General features: G+C 65.3%; 14 protein-coding genes and 1 other RNA gene. 11 read left to right on the top strand and 4 right to left on the bottom strand.

Going from position 1 to position 15303, the window contains the following annotated elements; all coding sequences use genetic code 11:
- The first annotated feature begins 148 nt into the window (after positions 1–148).
- On the top strand, positions 149–1555 hold the full coding sequence (locus tag AC0L3P_RS13580) for an MATE family efflux transporter (protein WP_354205284.1): 1407 nt from the start codon (positions 149–151) through the stop codon (positions 1553–1555).
- Positions 1556–1626: 71 nt separating this feature from the next.
- Here AC0L3P_RS13580 and AC0L3P_RS13575 read toward each other — a convergent pair whose 3' ends face one another.
- Positions 1627–2370, bottom strand: coding sequence for a sulfite exporter TauE/SafE family protein (locus AC0L3P_RS13575; RefSeq protein WP_007600830.1), 744 nt, complete (start codon positions 2368–2370; stop codon positions 1627–1629).
- Positions 2371–2600: 230 nt separating this feature from the next.
- On the opposite strand from AC0L3P_RS13575, the gene AC0L3P_RS13570 reads away from it, so the two are divergent.
- The gene (locus AC0L3P_RS13570; RefSeq protein ID WP_473302219.1) at positions 2601–2858 is read left to right on the top strand and encodes a hypothetical protein; all 258 of its coding nucleotides are present in this window, start codon (positions 2601–2603) and stop codon (positions 2856–2858) included.
- A 58-nt stretch (positions 2859–2916) separates the two neighbouring features.
- Here AC0L3P_RS13570 and AC0L3P_RS13565 read toward each other — a convergent pair whose 3' ends face one another.
- Positions 2917–4287, bottom strand: a complete 1371-nt coding sequence (locus AC0L3P_RS13565) for an aminotransferase-like domain-containing protein (RefSeq protein WP_473302218.1) — start codon at positions 4285–4287, stop codon at positions 2917–2919.
- 49 nt (positions 4288–4336) lie between these two features.
- Between AC0L3P_RS13565 and AC0L3P_RS13560 the strand changes: the two genes are divergently transcribed.
- Positions 4337–4801: a DUF983 domain-containing protein gene (locus AC0L3P_RS13560; RefSeq protein WP_354060491.1), complete on the top strand. Its 465-nt coding sequence runs from the start codon at positions 4337–4339 to the stop codon at positions 4799–4801.
- 72 nt (positions 4802–4873) lie between these two features.
- The gene (locus AC0L3P_RS13555) at positions 4874–5587 is read left to right on the top strand and encodes an alpha/beta fold hydrolase (RefSeq protein ID WP_473302217.1); all 714 of its coding nucleotides are present in this window, start codon (positions 4874–4876) and stop codon (positions 5585–5587) included.
- A 56-nt stretch (positions 5588–5643) separates the two neighbouring features.
- Here the strand turns inward: AC0L3P_RS13555 and rnpB are convergent.
- Positions 5644–6074, bottom strand: an RNA gene (gene rnpB / locus AC0L3P_RS13550) — RNase P RNA component class A.
- Positions 6075–6223: 149 nt separating this feature from the next.
- On the opposite strand from rnpB, the gene AC0L3P_RS13545 reads away from it, so the two are divergent.
- Positions 6224–6577 carry a YciI family protein gene (locus AC0L3P_RS13545; protein ID WP_018454229.1) on the top strand — a complete coding sequence of 118 codons (354 nt, stop codon included), beginning with the start codon at positions 6224–6226 and terminating at the stop codon, positions 6575–6577.
- A 22-nt stretch (positions 6578–6599) separates the two neighbouring features.
- Positions 6600–7832 (top strand): RNA polymerase sigma factor, encoded by a 1233-nt coding sequence (locus AC0L3P_RS13540; protein WP_473302216.1) that lies wholly within the window; start codon positions 6600–6602, stop codon positions 7830–7832.
- 73 nt (positions 7833–7905) lie between these two features.
- Here AC0L3P_RS13540 and AC0L3P_RS13535 read toward each other — a convergent pair whose 3' ends face one another.
- Positions 7906–8688: an N-acetylmuramoyl-L-alanine amidase gene (locus AC0L3P_RS13535; protein WP_275173891.1), complete on the bottom strand. Its 783-nt coding sequence runs from the start codon at positions 8686–8688 to the stop codon at positions 7906–7908.
- A gap of 523 nt (positions 8689–9211) precedes the next feature.
- Between AC0L3P_RS13535 and rsmH the strand changes: the two genes are divergently transcribed.
- The 5 genes from rsmH to AC0L3P_RS13510 all read left to right on the top strand — a co-directional run bounded on the left by rsmH (position 9212) and on the right by AC0L3P_RS13510 (position 15281).
- Positions 9212–10201: a 16S rRNA (cytosine(1402)-N(4))-methyltransferase RsmH gene (gene rsmH / locus AC0L3P_RS13530; RefSeq protein ID WP_354205297.1), complete on the top strand. Its 990-nt coding sequence runs from the start codon at positions 9212–9214 to the stop codon at positions 10199–10201.
- Positions 10202–10204: 3 nt separating this feature from the next.
- On the top strand, positions 10205–10597 hold the full coding sequence (gene ftsL / locus AC0L3P_RS13525; protein WP_027570696.1) for a cell division protein FtsL: 393 nt from the start codon (positions 10205–10207) through the stop codon (positions 10595–10597).
- On the top strand, positions 10594–12348 hold the full coding sequence (locus AC0L3P_RS13520) for a peptidoglycan D,D-transpeptidase FtsI family protein (protein ID WP_473302215.1): 1755 nt from the start codon (positions 10594–10596) through the stop codon (positions 12346–12348). Before ftsL ends, AC0L3P_RS13520 begins: the two co-directional genes overlap by 4 nt.
- Before the next feature lie 84 nt (positions 12349–12432).
- Entirely contained in the window at positions 12433–13905 is a 1473-nt protein-coding gene (locus AC0L3P_RS13515) for a UDP-N-acetylmuramoyl-L-alanyl-D-glutamate--2,6-diaminopimelate ligase (protein WP_473302214.1), read from the top strand.
- Positions 13902–15281, top strand: coding sequence for a UDP-N-acetylmuramoyl-tripeptide--D-alanyl-D-alanine ligase (locus tag AC0L3P_RS13510; RefSeq protein WP_473302213.1), 1380 nt, complete (start codon positions 13902–13904; stop codon positions 15279–15281). Before AC0L3P_RS13515 ends, AC0L3P_RS13510 begins: the two co-directional genes overlap by 4 nt.
- The last annotated feature ends 22 nt before the right edge of the window (positions 15282–15303 follow it).

Genomic DNA, 15303 nt, shown 5'->3' with positions numbered 1-15303 from the left:
TGCGGGGGGTGCGTGGGGGGGGTGTGTGTGCGGTGTTGTTGCGGTGCTGTGTGGGGGGGGGGGGGGGGGGGGGGCGGGCGCCCCCGCCCCCCCCCCCCCCCCCCCCCCCCCCCCCCCCCCCCCCCCCCGCGCCAGAGGATGGAACGACATGAAGGACCTGACGCGCGGCTCCATCGTGAGCCACATCCTGAGCATGGCGCCACCGATCGTGGTCGGCATGATCACGATCATGATCTGCCAGCTGGTCGACCTGTATTTCGTGTCGGGACTGGGCGATGCGGCAATCGCGGGCGTCGCCGCGGCCGGCAATGCCGGCTTTCTCGTCAATGCGCTGATGCAGGTGCTCGGCGTCGGCACGGTGGCGCTGATGGCGCACGCCGTGGGGCGCAAGGATCGCGGCGACGCGAACCTCGTCTTCAACCAGTCGGTCGTCCTCTCGGTGCTGTTCGGGCTCCTGACCCTCGGCGCAGGCTTCGCATTGTCGCGTCCATATATGCGCGCGGTCGCGGCCGATGAGGCCACGGTCGAAGCCGGCGCGGTTTATCTGCTCTGGTTCATGCCGGCTTTGGCGCTGCAGTTTGCGTCGCAGGTCATGGCGTCTGCGTTGCGGGCGACAGGCATCGTGCGGCCGAGCATGCTGGTTCAAGCGCTTGCAGTGGCCATCAATATCGCGCTGGCGCCGGTCCTGATCTCGGGTTGGGGCACCGGGCTCGCGCTCGGTGTTGCCGGAGCGGGCCTCGCAAGCTCGATTGCCGTCTTCATCGGTGTGCTCATGCTGCTGGTGTATTTCCTGAAATTGGAACGCTATGTCGCCTTTGATCCCACGCAATGGCGACCGCAGCTTCAGCAGTGGAAGAGGATTCTCAATGTCGGCCTGCCCGCAGGCGGCGAGTTCGCGATGGTCTTCATCATCATGGCCGTGGGCTATTACGTGCTGAGCGTTTTCGGCTCGGCGGCACAGGCCGGATTTGGCATCGGAACGCGTCTGCTCGGCCTGATGCAGATGCCGGCGCTCGCCATCGCCCTTGCTGCAGGGCCGATCGCCGGCCAGAACTTCGGCGCCGGCAACGGAGCGCGCGTGAGAGAGACCTTTGTCAAGGCGGCGCTCATCGCGACCGCCGTGATGATCGTTTTCTTGATCCCGGCGCAACTCGCGCCTGGTCTGTTGCTAACCGGCTTCTCGAAGGATCAGGAGACGATGGCGGTTGCGTCGCTTTTTCTGCGCATCGTCTCGCTCAACATGGTGGCGCAGGGGCTGATCTTCACCTGCTCCAGCCTGTTTCAGGGGCTTGGCAACACCAAGCCGGTGTTGTGGACCTCGGCAACGCGGGTCCTCACCTATTCCCTGCCGTCGATCTGGCTCTCGACGTGGCCGGGCTTCCGGATGGAGCATGTCTGGTACCTGTCGATCGCGACGACCACGCTGCAGGCCGCCTTGAGCGTGTGGCTGCTACGACGTGAATTCAGGAAGCGCCTTGTCATGCTCCGGCACGAGGAGTCCCCCGAGCCGGCCGTGCCCAAGCCCGTGGCGTCTCCTGCACGCGCGCCCGCGTAGCGAGCGCTTATCTGCGTGCTTGGCGTCGGAATTGCCGGCGGCACGGCGCTTGCCGCGAAAAAAAGACGGAGCTAGTGCGTGCCCAAACTGTTCCAGACCAGGCCGAGGCCCGACAGGAACAAGAGACCGAGCACGACATCGCCAAAATGCTTGTCACTCAGCGCGTGATAGACGCGCGCGCCGGCCCATGCGCCGATCAAGGTGCCCGGAAAGGCAACCACCGCGAGCCAGACCACCTTGAACGCGACGAGGCCCGAGGCCGTCTGCAACACCAAAGCGGTGGCGAGCACGGTGAAATTGAAGAGCTGGAAGATGCCGCGCCGCTCGTGCTTGTTCCAGCCGCGAATGTTCGCCCACAGGATCGGAAGCGGCCCCGACAATCCGGCGAGACCGCCAAGAATGCCGCCGGCAAAGCCGATCGCACCGTCGGCGATGCGACCGCCGAACGTGATGGCGAGCGGCTTCTTGTTGAGGTACAGCGCCGTCGAGAAGATCAGCAGCAGCACGCCGACGCTCAGCTTGAACACTTTTGGATCGGCAGAGGCGACCAGCATGGTGCCCAAGGGCACGCCGATCAGTCCTCCAATCAGGAACGGCCAGACCAGCGAGAGATCAAAACTCTTCCACATGGACGGCAGCGTCGAGCTCTGCGCGATCACCGAGCAGATCAGCACCAGGGGCACCGCGAGCGAGGGCGGCAGCACGTAGAGCCAGATGCCGAGTGCCATCAGCGCCGTGCCGAATCCGGCAAGGCCCGAGACGAAGCCCCCGGCGAGTGCGCCGAGCAGCAGCAGCGCGTAGGTGAGTATTTCCAACAGATTGTCCCTGTTATTTGGACGATCCCGAACTGTTGATCGCCATCGCTCGCATAGCACAGCTGCGGCCGTGCAGGTCAATTTCAAAACCGCACGCAAGCGTGATCCCCAGCGGCGGGCGTTCGCGAAAGACAGGCCTACATGATGCTCGTACTTCAATGTAGGGCCCGCTCGACGCGATCATGCGGTTCGATCGGCCAGTCTCCCGAATGAGCATATGGAGAAGGACGATGACTCGCACGAAGATTGCCGTCGCGGCCGCGCTAGTGTCGGCGGCGGCCTTGATGCCGACAATGGCGGAGGCCCAGTTTTCCGAGCCTGCGGCCTATCAGGCTGCCCATCCGGACCGCGACGTTCTGAATGGCGGCCAGCTCACGCCCGCCGCGCGCAGGGCTCTCGGCCAGCCGAGCGATGCCTACGCATCGCAGGCTTATCCATCGGCTGTTGCGCCAGTCGTGCGCTCGCGGCATCGCCGTCAGCATCGATAGGCATTTTTTGGAGCATGATCTTTTCGGAAAACCGCTGCACACTTTTCCGGATCATGCTCTAGACGATCTGTCTGGTGTCGGCAGGCCTGTGCAGCGCGCCGACCAGGATGCGTAGCGCTTCCGTCAATTCCGCCCTGTTGCGCGCCGCGCCAAGCGAGACGCGTGCCGCGTGTGGCGGCGTTCCGTCCACGGTGAACGCCTCGCCGGCGACCACTGCAAGTCCATTCCGCAGCAGATGCGCGGCGACGTCCAGACGGCCCTCCGGCAGCCGCAGCCACAGATGGTGAGCGGCGGGCTTGGCCTGGAACTCGAAGCCTTTGAGCGCCCGTTGCGCGAGCTGCTGGCGACCGATCGCCTCGCTCCTGATGGCGGTGATGATGCGGTCGGCGATGCCGGTCTCGATCCAATGCGTCACCAGCGCGACCATCAGCGGCGCCGGCATCTGCACCGTCGCTTGCAAATAATTGCGCATCTCCCGCTGGGAGCCGCCGTCGGGCGTCACCAGATAGGCAACGCGTAGCGCGGGCGCGATGCATTTAGACAGCGTGGTCGCGAGATATGTCCGTTCCGGAATGAGATTGGCGATCGGCGATGCGGAGCGATCGAGCAGCCCGTAGGCGTCGTCCTCGATCAGAACCGTATCGGCATCGTTGATGATCTTTGCGATGGCGCTGCGGCGGTCGGGAAGAAGCGTCGCGGTGGTGGGATTGTGCAGCGTCGGAATGAGATAGACCGCTTTCGGCTTGTGCGTGCGGCAAGCCTTTGCCAGCGCGTCGGGCAGGATGCCGCCGTCGTCCATGGCGACGCCGACGAGCTTGACGCCGAGCCGCGCGGCGGCGGCCCTGATGCCGGGAAAGGTGAAGGCCTCCGTCAGCACGATGTCGCCGGGCCGGGCGAGGTGGGCGAGCAGATTGAACAGGATCGTCTGCGTGCCGGGAAAGATCACGAGCCTGTCGGCGTGCGCATGTGGCACACGTGTGCGCATCCATCGCGCTGCGACCTCGCGCTCGTGGGCGCTGCCGCCCGGCGGCTGATAGTTGAGATGCACCGTCAGGCCCGATTGCGCGCGGATGGCTTCCATCCCGGCGATGATGCGCTCGTCGAGCTGCGCTTCGAGTGGCTGCGGCGGCACGTTCATCGAGAGGTCGATCGCGACGGGATGCGGCAGATCGACCGCGCGGCGCGCGCTGGTCTCCGACACGAACGAGCCCTGGCCGACCCGGGCTTCCATGATGCCGCGGCGCCGCGCCTCGGTGTAGGCGCGCGTCACCGTGGTGAGATCGATGCCGAGCGCTTTTGCCAGCGCCCGCTGCGTCGGCAGTTGCTGGCCGCGCACCAGCCGGCCGGCGGCGATATCGGCCTCCATGGCCTCCACGATGCGCTGATAGCGTGGCCCGCTCAACTCCGAGATTGTAGGGGTCCAATCCATGCAATTAACGTCCATATCCTTTGAATGTATGGATGCAAGATATTATTGTATGGATCGTAGAAAAGGAAGAGGTGGGGTCATGGCGACCGGTTCAGTCTCTCTGGCAAAGGCGATGTGGCGCGGTTTCTTGGGCAAATGCCCGAACTGCGGCGAAGGGCATGCGTTCGGCCGTTTCCTGAAGGTGGCTGATACCTGCGACCATTGCGGCGAGGAGCTGTTTCACCAGCGCGCCGACGATTTTCCGGCCTATCTCGTGATGGTCGTCGTCGGCCATCTCGTGGTCCCTGCAATCCTCGCGGTCGAAACCGCCTATGCGCCGGCCGTCTGGCTGCAACTGGCGGTGTGGCTGCCCGTGACCTTGTTCGCTTCGCTCGCGCTGCTGCAGCCGACCAAGGGTGCCATCGTCGGGCTGCAATGGCAGATCGGCATGCACGGTTTTGAGGCGGGCAAGCTGCGGCGCGAAGCTGGTCAGGGTGCACCCGTCCTCGTGAAGGTGAACACGCGCGCGGCTTAAAGAGCCGTAGCGTTTACATCGCGCGGTCGGCCGCTAAACTCCATCGTACAAACAAGAACGATGGAAACGCTGATGGCCGTACGCTCAAAAACCTTCCTGCTTTGTCACGGTGCGTGGTCCGGCGGGTGGGCCTGGAAGAAGATGCATCCGCTGCTGGCGCAGGCCGGCCATCGCTTCATTGCGCCGACCTATACCGGGCTCGGCGAGCGCGCCCATCTGGCCAGCCCCGCGATCGATCTCGAGACGCACATCCAGGACATTCTCAACGTCATCAGGTTCGAGGGCCTCGAGGACATCGTGCTGCTCGGTCACAGCTATGGCGGCATGGTCGCCACCGGCGTCGCCGATCGCGCGCGCGAGCGGGTGACGCAATTGATCTATCTCGACGCCTTCGTGCCGCGTGACGGCCAATCGCTGTTCGATCTCCACGAGGGCGGGCGCGAGCCGATGCGCAAGGCAGCAAGCTCAGGCGACGGCTACCGCATCCCGCCGAACCCGCCGCCGCCGGACACGCCGCAGGCCGATCTCGACTGGCTCAACGCGCGCCGGATCAACATGCCGATCAAATGTTTCGAGACGAAGCTGAAGCTCGAACATGGCGAGCCGGCGATGCCGCGCAGCTACATCTATTGCACGCGCATTCCGCCGGGCGACGTGTTCGGACAGTTCGCCAAGCGCACGAAGAGCGAGGATGGCTGGCGTTGTGTCGAGCTCGACGCCAGCCACGCGCCGAACGTGACAGCGCCGGACGCGCTGATGGGCGTGTTGCAAGAGATCGCCGGATAGTGAGCGCCCAAATGGTGAGGGGCTCGATGCGGTCAGCATCGAACCCCTCGTTGCAAGATATCAGCCGGCCTGTAAGCCGGGTTCTGTAGGGCACCGTCCGCTTGCGCGAACGATACGTGACGGCCATTCCTCTGGGACCATGTTTGCACATGGCCTCGAGCAACCTACCCGGACGGCGGGCCTGACATCGCCCCGCGGCGTTATCGCTTTCGCGAACAGCCCGCTACGCCGTCCCTATTCGGTTTTGCTCCCGGTGGGGTTTACCATGCCGGCTCCGTTGCCGCAGCCGCGGTGCGCTCTTACCGCACCTTTTCACCCTTACCTGCCTGTGCAGCTTGCGCTGCGAAGGCGGGCGGTTCGTTCTCTGTGGCACTTTCCCTGGGGTCGCCCCCGCCGGACGTTATCCGGCACCGTATGTCAAGGGAGCCCGGACTTTCCTCCCCGGCGGCCTTTCGGCACTTGCCGGAGCGGCCGTCCGGCCGACTGACGGCTTACGCATGAAGCATTTGTGTCGGTTCCGCAAGCCGATATCGCCATGCACGGTTCGCCCGAAATAATTTATCCTGAAGATGTCGTTGGGCGCGTGCCCCGTTCGACTGGATGTCGGCGATCCAGCCGTGCAACAGGAGTTAGACGATGCAGTATTTGCTGATGATCTACCAGAACGAAGCCGAGTACGCGAATATGCGTCCGGCTGCCGGCCAGCAGATGACGGCGGAATATCAGACCTTCACGCAAGGCATCATCCAGAGCGGCAATTTCAAGGCCGGCGACCGGCTGCAGCCGACCACGACCGCGACGACGGTCCGCGTGCGCGACGGCAAGACGCTGACGACCGACGGCCCGTTTGCCGAAACACGCGAGCAGCTCGGCGGCTATTACCTCGTGGAGGCAAAGGATCTCGATGCTGCGATCGAGATCGCGTCGCGGATTCCGTCGGCGCGCATCGGCTCGATCGAGGTGCGGCCGATCTGGGTCTACGACAAGTGATGGCGCAGCCGCGCATCGGGGCATGACACTGTCCGAGATCGACAAGATCTTCCGCGACGAGGCGGGGCGGGCGCTGGCCACGCTGATCCGCCTCGTCGGCGATTTCGATCTCGCCGAGGACGCGCTTCAGGACGCCTTTGCGGTGGCACTGGAGCGCTGGCCGGCGTGCGAGGTCCCCGACAATCCGCGTGCGTGGCTGGTCAATGTCGCCAAACACAAGGCCATCGACCGTATCAGGCGCCAGGCCGTCTTCCGCGGCAAGGAGCAGGCGCTCGTGCACGAGCTCGAGCTGAACGCGCAAGCGCCCAACGAGCCGCCGGCAATGCTCGACGACGATATGCTGCGGCTGATCTTCACCTGCTGCCATCCTGCGTTCGCGCCCGAAGTCCAGGTCGCGCTGACGCTGCGCACCGTCTGCGGGCTCTCCACGGCGCAGGTCGCGCGCGCCTTCCTGGTCAGCGAAGAGGCGATGGGGCAGCGTCTCGTCCGCGCCAAGCAGAAGATAAGGCTCGCCGGCATTCCCTATGAGGTCCCCGAGCGCGACACGCTGGTGCCGCGGCTCGACGGTGTCCTTGCCGTGATCTATCTCGTCTTCACCGAAGGCTATGTGGCGACGTCCGGTGCGGATTTGATGCGACCCGATCTTGCGGCCGAGGCGATCCGGCTTGGCCGTTTGCTCGACCGGCTGCTACCCGATCGCGCGGGGATCAAGGGCCTGCTGGCGCTGATGCTGCTGCACGATGCGCGCCGCGCAGGGCGCCAGACCGCCGCCGGCGACATCGTGCTGCTGGAGGAGCAGGATCGTTCGCGGTGGCACCGTGCACAGATCGAGGAGGGGCTGCGTCTGGTGGACGACGCACTGCGCGTGCCCGGTCGGCCGCAGCCTTATGCAGTACAAGCCGCAATCGCCGCGCTGCATGCACGTGCGCCGAGCTATGAGCAGACAGACTGGTCGCAGATCGCCGGGCTCTATGAAGTGCTGCTGCGGATCAATCCGTCGCCGGTGATCGAGCTGAATCACGCAGCGGCAGTGTCGATGGTCGATGGTCCCGCACGTGCGCTCGATCTCGTGGATGCGACCGCCGCGCGTGGCGGGCTTCATGGTTACGAACTGTTGCCAGCAGTACGGGCGGATTTGTTGCGGCGGCTCGGCCGGAATGAGGAGGCGCGCGAGGCTTATCGCGCGGCGACGGAGGCGACGCAGCTCGAGCCGCTGCGACGGCTTTATGCGCGAAGGATGAGAGAGATGGAATAGTCGCCACATACTCCGTCATTGCGAGGAGCACTTGCTTCGCTTCGCTCGCAATGACGGGGTGTGGCAGTCGCCGTCACTTCGTCGCGATAGTCGTTGTCTCCTGAGGGAGACTCCCCAACAGCGCCTGCAAGGTCGACAGCGTCGAGTGATCCGCGACCCCATCCAGCCGCGCCGGGCGGAAATGGCGCTGGAACGCGGTGACGACTTCCATGGTCGCGGCGTCGTATTTGCCGGTGAGGGGAACGCCGTAGCCGTATCTGGCGAGCGCCTGCTGCAGGCTCAGCACCTCGTCGCTGATGGTGCCGAGCATCAGGCTCTCGCCGCGCACGACCGGCGCGGGCGTGACCCAGTGGCCGACGCCGGAATTGGCCAGCGAATGCCACGGAAATTTTTCGCCGGGATCTTTCTTGCGCGCGGGCGCCACGTCGGAATGGCCGAGCACCCGGTGCGCGGGCACCTTGCGGCGGAGCATGATGCCACGGCACAGCGCGATCACGGCGGCGATCTGGCGCAGCGGAAACTCCGGATAGCCCCAGTCGTGGCCGCGATTGACGATCTCGATCCCGATCGAGCAGGAGTTGATGTCATCCTCGCCGGCCCAGGACGAGACGCCGGCGTGCCAGGCACGCCTGGCCTCCGGCACGCATTGCACGATGCGGCCGTCTTCCAGCACGACATAATGTGCCGACACCTCGGTGCCCGCGGAGCAGAGCCGCGCGAGCGCACCTTCGACGTCGGGCATGCCGGTGTAGTGCAGCACGATCATATCGGGCTGCCGGCCCTTGTTGCGGTCGCCATGGTTCGGTGAGGGGATGATGTCGGAGACGATCGAGGAATCCGGCTCGAACGTCCGCATGTTCGCGGCGGCCTTGGGAACCGGGAGAACACGTTGACGCTTCGAATCAGATCCAGACGGCGTGGACGAACCGGACGACATAAACAGCTCGAGACAGACAGAGAGTGGGCCAAGCCCTTCTCTTTACTATTCCTTTACCCTCGATCGCGCGCAATCCGGCGACGGGGTTAACGGATGCATTTTGGCGCATGTGTGTGGATGAAGCATCACCGCCGCGTCAGCTTTTCGACTTGTCGCGAGCCGATCAACGCTTTCTTAACGCTAAGGGCCGTTACTGAGAGATGAAGAGCCGACCCGCGTCCGGAGGCGGCCAAAGCGTATTTTGGCTCGAAATCCCATGGCTGCCCGACAAATTCCAAGGGGAATACTGGGTTGGTGGCCCGGGACGACCGGGCTCGGTAACTATGTTGGACGGGGGTTGGGTCGTGGAACCGCCGCGACGCGGAATCATTCGAGGCGTTATGAGCTTGTTCGTCCCCGATCTCACTTGGGAGTCCGGCGAGGCGATCGGCAGGCCTGGCGCATGAGCTCGGCTCCGCACATCCCCGTTCTTGGCCGTGAGGCCATCGACCACCTCGCGCCACGCGAAGGCGGCCTTTATATCGACGCGACCTTTGGTGCCGGCGGCTACAGCCGCGCGATCCTCGACATGCCGGGAACCCGGGTGATTGCCATTGATCGCGACCGCACTGCGATCGCAGGCGGCGCCGAGTTGGTCGAACGCTCCGCGGGCAGGCTGACCCTCGTTGAAGATCGCTTCTCCAACCTCGCCGAAGTCTGCGCGGCTCAAGGCGTCGATGGCGTCGACGGCGTCGTGATGGATGTCGGGGTATCCTCGATGCAGCTCGACCAGGCCGGCCGCGGCTTCTCGTTCCGCCTCGATGGTCCGCTCGATATGCGGATGGGGCAGGCAGGCCCGACTGCGGCCGATGTCGTGGCGCGCGCATCGGAAGGCGATCTCGCCGACATCATCTATCTCCTCGGCGAAGAGCGGCAGTCGCGCCGGATCGCCCGCGCCATCGTCGCGGACCGCCAGGAGACGCCGTTCACGACCACACGCGCGCTCGCCGAGCTCGTCGGCAGGGTGGTCCGTTCCAAGCCGGGCGATATTCACCCGGCGACGCGAACGTTCCAGGCCCTGCGCATCCTCGTCAACGAAGAGCTCGAGGAACTCCAGAACGCACTCATCGCTGCCGAGCGTGTGCTCAAGCCCGGCGGTCGCCTCGTGGTCGTCTCATTCCATTCGCTGGAAGACCGCATCGTCAAGAATTTCCTCGCCGATCGGTCCAAGACGGGTGGCGGCTCACGCCATCTGCCGGAAGTGTCGCAGGCGGTGCCGAGCTTCCAGCTTCTGACGCGGCGGCCGGTGATCGCAGGCGAGGACGAAGTCGCGCATAACCCGCGCGCGCGGTCGGCAAAACTCCGCGCTGCCGAGCGCACCTCGGCGCCTGCGCATGACGATCGCGAGCAATCGTCTTGGCCAAAACTCTCCGACGTCATGAGAGGTGGCTAGCGCATGCGCTTCATCCACCTCCTCGTCATCGGTGCGCTGATCTTCGCGGCGGCCCATGTCTACCGGATCAAGATGGACTCCACGGCGCGCACCGAAAAGGTTCTGCGGCTGCATGCGGAGATCCGCGAGCAGCGCGATGCGATCGCGGCGCTGCGCTCCGAATGGGCCAAGCTCGATGCGCCCCTGCGCCTGCAAGGCCTGTCCGACCGGCATCTGCAGCTCAAGCCGGTCAATGGCACGCAGTATGATTCACTGAAGAATTTGCCCGAGCGTCCGCCGCGGATGTTCAGGCCGGGCGAGCCGGATCCGATCGGCGCCATGCTCAATACCATCGAAGCCGCGAGCGATCCCGATAATGTGACGGGCTCCGTGCCTCAGCCCGAGGACAAGCCATGAGTGCCGTGACCCCGGCCAAGCCTGCAGAAAAGCGGACCGAGCCTTGGCGGCAGCGGCTGATCCGCAGCCTGCTTTACGGGCGCAATGTCGATCGCGCGGCCAAGGCGCGGGCGCGCGTCGGTCTGGCGATGCTCGCCTTCGGCGCGGTCTACGCTCTGATCGGCGGTCGCCTCGTGATGTTCGCGATCGGCGCCGACGCCCACGGCGCGCGCCGCGCCGCGTCGCAGGAGGTGGTCGCGACCGCGCGACCCGACATCGTCGATCGCAACGGCGCGATCCTCGCGACCGACGTCAAGGCGTCGAGTCTGTTCGGCGAGCCGCGCCGCATCATCGACAAGGATGAGGCGATCGAGCTTCTGACCGCCACCGTGCCCGACCTCGACGAGGCTGAGGTGCGCGAGCGCCTGAAGACGCGCAAGGGCTTCGTCTGGCTCAAGCGTGAGATCACGGCGAAGCAGCAGCAGGATATCCACAAGCTCGGCATTCCCGGCATCGGCTTCCTGCGCGAGAACAAGCGCGTCTATCCGACCGGCAACGAGGTCGCCCACCTCATCGGTCTCGTCAACATCGACAACCAGGGCATCGCCGGCATGGAGAAGTGGCTCGACAATCAAGGGCTGGCCGATCTCCACCGCGCGGGCTTTGCTACCGACCGGCTGCAAAAGCCGATCGAGCTCTCGGTCGATCTACGCGTCGAGCACGCACTGCGTGACGAGCTGCTGAAGGCCAAGGAGAAATATCACACCAAGGCCGCCTCCGGGATCGTCTCCAACGTCAAGACCGGCGAGATCGTGGCGATGGTCTCGCTTCCGGATTTCGACCCGAACAATCCGAGGGAAGCGCACGACCCCGACCGCATCAATCGCCTGACCACCGGCGTCTACGAGATGGGCTCGACCTTCAAGGCGTTTACGCTGGCGATGGCGCTCGATTCCGGCAAGATCAATCTGAACACGTCGTGGGATGCACGCGGAAACCTGCACTACGGCAAGTTCACCATCCACGACAGCCATCCGCTCGGACGCTTCATCAACACCAAGGAAGTGTTCACGTTCTCGTCCAATATCGGCGCCGCGCGGATCGCGCTCGGTCAGGGCGTCGAGGCTCACAAGGCCTTCCTCGCCAAGATGGGCCAGTTGACGCGGCTGCGCACCGAACTGCCGGAAAGCGCGGCTCCGCTGATACCGCGCCGCTGGGGCGAGCTGAACACGGTGACCATCGCGTTCGGCCAGGGCATGTCGGTGGCGCCGCTGCAGGCGGTGATGGGCATCAATGCGCTGGTGAACGGCGGCTATCTGATTCCGCCGACCTTCATGAAGCGCAGCGAGTCCGAAGCGGCGGCGATGGCCAAGCGCGTCATCAGGACCGAGACCAGCGACAAGATGCGGTTCCTGATGCGGCTCAATGCCGAAATCGGCACCGCCAAGACCGCTGACGTCAAGGGTTACTACGTCGGCGGCAAGACCGGCACGTCCGAGAAGGTCATCAACGGCCGCTATGCCAAGAAGCGGGTGCTCAACTCCTTCACCGCGATCATGCCGTGCGATGATCCGAAATATCAGATCCTGATCATGCTGGACGAGCCCCAGGCGATTCCCGAAACGAAGGGTTTCATCACCTCGGGCTGGAACGCGGTGCCGACCGGCGGCAAGGTGATCGAGCGGATCGCCCCGCTTCTGGGCGTCGAACCGCGGTTCGACCTGCCGCCGTCCGAGCGCCTTATTCTTGCAGCATCCAGGACAACCCAGTAATCAACCGGGTGGGCCGTTGCCGCTGCTGAGTCGGGATTTCCCTGGAGATTCGGCGATCCGGTCCGGCATGTCGACTGGAAGACCATGAAGCTGCGCGACCTCCTCGATCAGGACGTTCAGGGTAATGATGCCGCAATCGAGCCCGCGGTCGCGGCGCTCGACGTGACCGGCGTTGCCCTCGACAGCCGCGCGGTCAAGCCGGGTGATCTCTTCTTCGCATTTGCGGGCAGCAAGACCGACGGTGCGCGCTTCATCGATGCCGCGATTGCCGCAGGCGCGTTGGCGGTCGTCGGCGACCATGCGCCTGATGGCTGCAAGGTGCCGTTCATCACAGTCGCCAATCCGCGCCGCGCGCTGGCGCTCGCCGCGGCAAGATTCTACCCCGTGCAACCCGCGACCATTGCGGCGGTGACCGGCACCAGCGGCAAGACCTCGGTCGCCGCATTCACCCGGCAGATCTGGGAGAGGCTCGGGCACGCTTCCGCCAGCATCGGAACCATCGGCCTGGTCTCGCCGAAGCGTACCGTCTACGGCTCGCTGACGACGCCCGATCCGATCGCGCTGCACCGGCAACTCGACGAGATCGCGCGCGAGGGCGTCACGCATCTCGCCTTCGAGGCCTCCTCGCACGGACTCGATCAGTATCGCCTCGACGGCGTGCGCGTGTCCGCCGGCGGCTTCACCAATCTCTCGCGCGACCACATGGATTACCATCCGACCGTCGCGCATTATCTCGCGGCCAAGCTCAGGCTGTTCCGAGAACTTGTGCCGCCGGGAGGCGCGGCCGTGATCTCCGCCGATCATGATTGCTCGGCGGAGGCAATCAGTGCTGCGAATTCGCGCGGCTTGCGCGTGATGGCGGTCGGTCGCAACGGCGACGGGGCGGGTGAGGGCATTCGTCTGGCGGGTGCGGAGGTCGAAGGGTTTTCGCAAGTGCTCGCGCTCGAACATCGCGGCAAGCAATATGCGATCCGGCTGCCGCTGGTCGGCGAATTCCAGATCGAGAATGCGCTGGTGTCGGCCGGTCTTGCGATCGGCACCGGCAGCGACGCCGCAGACGTGTTCGCGAGCCTCGAACGTCTCGAAGGCGCCAAGGGCCGGTTGGAGCGCGTCGGCGAACGCAATGGTGCGCCGATCTTCGTCGATTACGCGCACAAGCCCGACGCGCTGGCGAAGGCGCTGCAGGCGCTGCGTCCCTACGCCAGGCGCAGGCTGGTCGTCGTGTTCGGTGCCGGTGGCGACCGCGATGCCGGCAAGCGTCCGATTATGGGCGAGATCGCGGCCGGCAACGCCGACGGAATCATCGTCACCGACGACAATCCTCGCAGCGAGAAACCGGAATCCATCCGCGCCGAAATCCTGGCCACTGCGAAGGGCGCCCGCGAAATCGGCGACCGCGCTGCGGCGATCCGTACTGCGATCGCGGAATTGGAAGATGGCGATGCGCTGCTCATCGCCGGTAAGGGCCACGAGACCGGGCAGATCGTCGGCGGAGAGGTTTTGCCCTTCAGTGATCACGAGGCGGTCGCCGCCGCACTAGCGTCGAGGATTTCATGAGCGCGCCAATATGGACGGTGGCCGAAGTGGCGCGCGCGCTGCGCGCCGCCGGATCGTTCCCGGACACGCCGATCGACTTCGTCACCCAGGACAGCCGGCTGGTGAAACCGGGCAGCCTGTTCGTGGCGCTGAGCGGCACGCCGAGCGGCGGCTTCATCTCGGCCTTCGCCAGCGCGCGCGACGGCTGGGAGTTCGCGGAGAAGGCCGAAGCTTCCGGCGCGGTCGCGATGATCGTGCCGCACGAGATCGACGGCCTCCGCATTCCCCAGATCGTCGTCAAGGACACGCTGATCGACGGCCTCTGGGGCCTCGCGCGTGCCGCGCGCGCGCGTTTCAACGGGCCGGTGATCGGGCTCACCGGCAGCGCGGGCAAAACCAGCACCAAGGAATTCCTTGCCGCCTATCCCAACGCCTATGCCAGCCCGTCGAGTTTCAACAATTTCTGGGGCGTGCCGCTGACGCTGTGCAATGCGCGGCCCGATGCCAGTCTCTGGGTCGTCGAGATGGGCATGAACCAGGCCGGCGAAATCGCGCGGCTCAGCGAACTGACGCGGCCGACAGTCGCGCTCGTCGTCAACGTCCAGCCGGTGCATCTGGAGAAGCTCGGTTCGTTTGAAGCCATCCGCCGCGAGAAGGTGTCGATTGCGCTCGGCCTGCCCCCGGAAGGCGTGCTGGTGCTGCCCGCCGGGATCAAGGCGCCGGACTGGAAGGGCAAGGTCATACGCTTCGGCGACAAAGCCGAGGTGCACGAGGTCGCGCACGCGCCGCATGGCGACAGCTGGCAGGTCGTGGCCGCGCTCGGCAAGAAAGAGATCGCGTTCAGCCTGACGCCGGGCGCGCCGCACCGCGTCCAGAATGCGCTCGCGGCGCTCGCATCGATCCGTGCGGCGAACCTCGATGCGGCGACGCTTGCAATCAAGCTCGACCGGGTCGGCATCATGACCGGCCGTGGCGTGGAGCAGGCCGTCGGCGGCATCACCGTGATCGACGACAGCTTCAACGGCAATCCGGCCAGCGTGGCTGCCGCGCTGCAAAGCCTGCAGGCGCGCAACACGACCGGCGGCCGCCGCATTGCGGTGCTCGGAGACATGCTGGAGCTGGGCGACGGCGCGCCGGCCTACCACACCGACCTCGCCAGGCATCTCGACGGCATTGACGGGGTCTATTGCGTCGGGCCCCTGATGCGTCACCTTTTCGAGATGCTTCCAGCCGGCAAGGGTCTCGGCTGGCACAGCGACCCCGTCACGCTGAAGCCGGGCGAGGTCGCAAATCTGCTGAGGGCAGGCGATGTCGTGGTTGTCAAGGGCAGCAAGAAGATGTTCTGGGTCAACAAGTTTGTACCGGGCCTAGTGGCCGCCTTGCAGGCAAGGGCGTAAACTGCTTGGAAGGCGCTGTTCC

The organism is Bradyrhizobium sp. WSM4874, from assembly GCF_055811835.1.
This window is presented reverse-complemented; position numbering and strand designations above follow the sequence as displayed.

What these genes read in the sequence shown, in the direction of transcription:
- AC0L3P_RS13580 (WP_354205284.1), top strand. Translation starts at nt 149, where the DNA reads ATGAAGGACCTGACGCGCGGCTCCATCGTGAGCCACATCCTGAGCATG.
- AC0L3P_RS13570 (WP_473302219.1), top strand. Translation starts at nt 2,601, where the DNA reads ATGACTCGCACGAAGATTGCCGTCGCGGCCGCGCTAGTGTCGGCGGCG.
- AC0L3P_RS13565 (WP_473302218.1), bottom strand. Translation starts at nt 4,287, where the DNA reads ATGGATTGGACCCCTACAATCTCGGAGTTGAGCGGGCCACGCTATCAG.
- AC0L3P_RS13560 (WP_354060491.1), top strand. Translation starts at nt 4,337, where the DNA reads ATGGATCGTAGAAAAGGAAGAGGTGGGGTCATGGCGACCGGTTCAGTC.
- AC0L3P_RS13555 (WP_473302217.1), top strand. Translation starts at nt 4,874, where the DNA reads ATGGCCGTACGCTCAAAAACCTTCCTGCTTTGTCACGGTGCGTGGTCC.
- AC0L3P_RS13545 (WP_018454229.1), top strand. Translation starts at nt 6,224, where the DNA reads ATGCAGTATTTGCTGATGATCTACCAGAACGAAGCCGAGTACGCGAAT.
- AC0L3P_RS13540 (WP_473302216.1), top strand. Translation starts at nt 6,600, where the DNA reads ATGACACTGTCCGAGATCGACAAGATCTTCCGCGACGAGGCGGGGCGG.
- AC0L3P_RS13535 (WP_275173891.1), bottom strand. Translation starts at nt 8,688, where the DNA reads ATGCGGACGTTCGAGCCGGATTCCTCGATCGTCTCCGACATCATCCCC.
- rsmH (WP_354205297.1), top strand. Translation starts at nt 9,212, where the DNA reads ATGAGCTCGGCTCCGCACATCCCCGTTCTTGGCCGTGAGGCCATCGAC.
- ftsL (WP_027570696.1), top strand. Translation starts at nt 10,205, where the DNA reads ATGCGCTTCATCCACCTCCTCGTCATCGGTGCGCTGATCTTCGCGGCG.
- AC0L3P_RS13520 (WP_473302215.1), top strand. Translation starts at nt 10,594, where the DNA reads ATGAGTGCCGTGACCCCGGCCAAGCCTGCAGAAAAGCGGACCGAGCCT.
- AC0L3P_RS13515 (WP_473302214.1), top strand. Translation starts at nt 12,433, where the DNA reads ATGAAGCTGCGCGACCTCCTCGATCAGGACGTTCAGGGTAATGATGCC.
- AC0L3P_RS13510 (WP_473302213.1), top strand. Translation starts at nt 13,902, where the DNA reads ATGAGCGCGCCAATATGGACGGTGGCCGAAGTGGCGCGCGCGCTGCGC.